This window comes from Mesorhizobium sp. M7A.F.Ca.CA.004.04.2.1 (assembly GCF_004022825.1).
Lineage (GTDB): Bacteria > Pseudomonadota > Alphaproteobacteria > Rhizobiales > Rhizobiaceae > Mesorhizobium.
In genome coordinates, this window is sequence record NZ_RZPH01000552.1 from 1 (window position 1) to 4,016 (window position 4,016).

Consider the following 4,016-nt stretch of genomic DNA (forward strand, 5'->3'; position numbering starts at 1 on the left):
GTTCGGACCAGCCCGCGAGTTGGCGGGCGGTGGGGCTGTCGCGGCGGTATTTGCCGGACAGCAATCCGCCGGCAAGCGGGCTCCAGACCAGGACGCCTAACCCCTGGTCGACGGAAATCGGCAGCAACTCGTACTCCGCCTCGCGCGCTTCCAGCGTGTAATGGATCTGCTGCGTGACGAAGCGCGGCTGGTGGCGGCTGTCGCTGATGCCGAGCGCCTTCATCACCTGCCAGCCGGAATAGTTGGAGCAGCCGACATAGCGGATCTTGCCCTGGGCAACCAGCGTGTCGAGCGCGCCGATGGTTTCCTCCAGCGGTGTCACGCCATCCCATTCGTGCAGGAAATAGATGTCGATGACGTCTGTCCTGAGCCGCTTCAGGCTCTTCTCGCATTCGCGGATCAGGTGATGGCGCGACAAGCCTTCATCGTTTGGGCCTTTGCCGATCCGCATCCGTGCCTTGGAGGCGATCAGCACGTCGCCCTTGCGCTTGCCGCCGAGCGCTTCGCCGATGATTTCTTCGGAAATGCCATTCGAATAGACGTTGGCGGTGTCGATGACATTGATGCCGGCGTCGATGCAGAGATCGATCATCCGGCGCGCCTCGTCGAGATCGGTCTTGCCGACCGCCGAAAATGCGCCGGCGCCGCCGAACGTCATGGTCCCCATGGTCAGCGTCGAAACTTTCAGGCCGGAACGGCCGAGGGTGCGGTATTCCATGTCGATCCTCGCGATTGCGTTGGGGAAGGGGCTGGGGAGGGCGCCCGAATGTGGCCGCTATTTGTAGGACAATTTGCGCGACTTGTCGCCATGCCAGGACGCCGGATCGATCATGCCTGGCGGGATTGGCAGCGGCGGCGATCACGCTCGGGCTGCAATAAAACCGTCATTGCAGGCCTATATTGAAGTCGGCTCAGGCGTTGCCGTTCCGGGCTGTAAGCCGGAGTTTGGGGCGCCGGACGTGGATCGACAGAGCTTGCAAGTGGAGCAGCCGATAATGACCGAGCTAAAACAGAATTCTCCGGCCAGGGATTGGCTTGAAGCCGAGCTCGCCGACACGCTCGACGAAGACTATGAGCTCGAAATGTCGGAGCCGGCGCTGTCGATGGAGATCGCCAAGATCTACAAGAACTCGCATCCGCCTTCGATCGATCGCATGCAGTATTTTCGCGACCTGATCACCCTGCAGTCCGAATTGATCAAGCTGCAGTCCTGGGTCGCCTACCACAAGAAGAAGCTGGTGGTGATCTTCGAGGGACGCGATTCGGCCGGCAAGGGCGGTGTCATCAAGCGCATCACCCAGCGGCTCAATCCGCGCATCTGCCGCGTCGTGGCACTGCCGGCGCCGACCGAGCGCGAAAAGTCGCAATGGTATTTCCAGCGCTATGTCCCGCATCTGCCGGCCGGCGGCGAGATCGTGCTGTTCGACCGCTCATGGTACAACCGCTCGGGCGTCGAGCGGGTGATGGGCTTTGCCCAGCCCGATCAGGTCGAAGAATTCTTTCACGACGTGCCGGAGTTCGAGCGCATGCTGGTCCGCTCGGGCATCACCGTGGTCAAATACTGGTTCTCGATCACCGACGAGGAACAGCAGATGCGCTTCCTGATGCGCATCCATGATCCAATGAAGCAGTGGAAACTGTCGCCGATGGATCTGCAGTCGCGTGTGCGCTGGGAGCAGTACACCAAGGCCAAGGAAGAGACCTTCGCCCGCACCAACATCCCGGAAGCGCCTTGGTTCATCGTCGAGGGCAACGACAAGAAGCGCGCGCGGCTGAACTGCATCGACCATCTGCTCAAGCAGCTGCCTTACGAGGAAGTGCCGCACGAGGAGATCACTTTGCCGGAGCGCGTCTTCAACCCCGAATACGAGCGCCAGGTGCTGCCGCGCGAGCTCTACGTGCCGGAGAAGTATTGATGGATCGCTCCCTTCTCCCCGTATAGTGACGGGGAGAAAAAGCTGTAACTACGCCCGCTTGATGGTGACGTGCGTGGCAAGCGGCGTCGCCACCTGCTCGCTGCAGATATAGCCCAGCTTGAGCATATCGAGGCCGGCGAAAAGGTTCTCGCCCGAGCCGAGCAGCACCGGCGCGATCGCCAGATGCATCTCGTCGATCAGTTTTTCCTGCAGATATTGCCGGATGGTGGCGACGCCGCCGCCGACCCGCACGTCCTTGCCGCCAGCGGCAGCCTTAGCCTGTTCAAGAGCTGAATGGATACCGTCAGTGACGAAGTGGAAAGTCGTGCCGCCCTCCATCGTGATCGGTTCCCGCTTGTGATGGGTGAGCACGAAAACCGGCACATGATAGGGCGGGTTGTCGCCCCACCAGCCCTTCCAGCTGTCGTCAGGCCACTCGCCGCGGATCGGCCCGAACATGTTGCGGCCGAGGATCCAGGCGCCGACATTCTCGAAGCTGCGCGCCGCGAACGCCTCGTTGACGTCGGTGGTGCCGCCATCTTGTCCGAGCACCTTCTCGCGGAAGGTGCAGGTGTCGACAAACCACTTGTGCAAGGATTCCCCACCGACGCCGAGAGGATTTTGCAGATCCTGATCGGGACCGGCGCCATAGCCGTCGAGCGACAGGGTGAAAGCGTTGACGCGAAGTTTGGACATGCGAGCCTCCTCGATAACCGGTTGTATTTTGCAAGCAGTTGTTTTGTAGCAAACTGATTGTGAATTGCAAGCGGTATTTTAGAGAACTTTGCCGCACCGCACGTGCAGAGCAGAAAGATCCGGCAGTCTCGACGCGAGCAAATGTTCCGTTGCCATGCAATTGCTTGTGACGAGAGAAATATCGCGGTTCCTTCCTTGCGACGCGAACAGGATGCAGCCGCAAGTGTCAGCCAAAACTATCGGCGCTGCGACGCTTCGAGCATACGTTCGACAGCAAGACGCAGTGGCGGCAGGCTGTCGGTCACCACCGGCCATACTATCGCACCGGAGGTTTTGTGATATTCGTGACGCAAAACGTTGCCTATCCCACGAACTTGTTTCCATGGAATCTCGGGAGCAAGTGCTGCCAAATCATCTGGAATGTGCCGGGCAGCTTCGGAAATGATTTCGATCCCGCGCTCGATGCCATGTCGGAGCAGCCAGTCGCTATTAAAGTCATCCAACGTCTTGCCCGCGGCGGCAGCAGAGATGCCGTCCAGGGCCTCCATGATTTCGGCTAGAATCGGTTCGATCCGGCGCACTGCCATCAAAATATGCGCACAGCAGATTGTTCGATGTCGGCCTTCAACATGGGATTGAGGCTGTCGCGGGTGGTGATATCGATCTCCGCTGACATCTTCTCCTCAAGAAATTGCTTGATGCCGACCAGATCAATCAGCGAAAAGCGTCTTGCAGGATCATAATCGATGAAGAGGTCGAGATCGCTGTCAGGTCCTGCGTCGCCCCGTAAAATCGATCCGAACAGATAAAGCGAAGTCGCGCCCATGCCTTTGATGGCATCTGCATTTCTCTGCAACCGCTTTATCACCTCATTCCTGCTCATGAATTCATTCTAGCGGATTGCGTTAAAATTCCAAAGCGACCTAGCGGCCTCCCTTCAGCATCTCCGCCACTTCGGGTGCGAAATAGGTCAGGATGCCGTCGCACCCGGCGCGCTTGAAGGCGAGCAGCGATTCCAGCATTGCCTTCTCGCCGTCGATCCAGCCATTGGCGCCTGCCGCCTTGATCATCGAATATTCGCCCGACACCTGGTAGGCGAAGGTCGGCATCTGGAACTCGTCCTTCAGCCGCCGGATGATGTCGAGATAGGGCAGGCCGGGCTTGACCATCAGCATGTCGGCGCCCTCGGCGATGTCCTGTTCGGCCTCCCTCACCGCCTCGTCGGAATTGGCATGGTCGATGTAATAGGTCTTCTTGTCGCCCTTGAGCAGACCGGCGGTGCCCACCGCCTCGCGATAGGGACCGTAGAAGGCCGAGGCGAATTTGGTCGCATAGGACATGATCGCGACGTCCTGAAAACCATTGGCGTCAAGCGCGTCCCGGATGGCGCCGATGCGGCCGTCC

General features: G+C 59.6%; 5 protein-coding genes and 1 pseudogene. 1 reads left to right on the plus strand and 5 read right to left on the minus strand.

Going from position 1 to position 4,016, the window contains the following annotated elements:
• The coding region (locus tag EN893_RS22355; protein WP_145968100.1) for an aldo/keto reductase at positions 1 to 718 on the minus strand (718 nt) is incomplete at its 3' end.
• A 277-nt stretch (positions 719 to 995) separates the two neighbouring features.
• Here EN893_RS22355 and ppk2 point away from each other — a divergent pair.
• Entirely contained in the window at positions 996 to 1,916 is a 921-nt protein-coding gene (gene ppk2 / locus EN893_RS22360; RefSeq protein ID WP_127270468.1) for a polyphosphate kinase 2, read from the plus strand.
• A 48-nt stretch (positions 1,917 to 1,964) separates the two neighbouring features.
• Here ppk2 and EN893_RS22365 read toward each other — a convergent pair whose 3' ends face one another.
• The 4 genes and pseudogenes from EN893_RS22365 to EN893_RS22380 form a co-directional block, all read right to left on the minus strand.
• Positions 1,965 to 2,612 carry a dihydrofolate reductase family protein gene (locus tag EN893_RS22365; protein WP_127270469.1) on the minus strand — a complete coding sequence of 216 codons (648 nt, stop codon included), beginning with the start codon at positions 2,610 to 2,612 and terminating at the stop codon, positions 1,965 to 1,967.
• A gap of 236 nt (positions 2,613 to 2,848) precedes the next feature.
• Complete coding sequence (locus tag EN893_RS22370; protein WP_127270471.1) at positions 2,849 to 3,199, minus strand: HepT-like ribonuclease domain-containing protein; 351 nt, start codon at positions 3,197 to 3,199, stop codon at positions 2,849 to 2,851.
• On the minus strand, positions 3,199 to 3,495 hold the full coding sequence (locus EN893_RS22375; RefSeq protein ID WP_127270472.1) for a nucleotidyltransferase domain-containing protein: 297 nt from the start codon (positions 3,493 to 3,495) through the stop codon (positions 3,199 to 3,201). The genes EN893_RS22370 and EN893_RS22375 overlap by 1 nt, the downstream gene beginning before the upstream one ends.
• Before the next feature lie 40 nt (positions 3,496 to 3,535).
• Positions 3,536 to 4,016: pseudogene (locus EN893_RS22380) on the minus strand (porphobilinogen synthase); the annotation flags it as partial.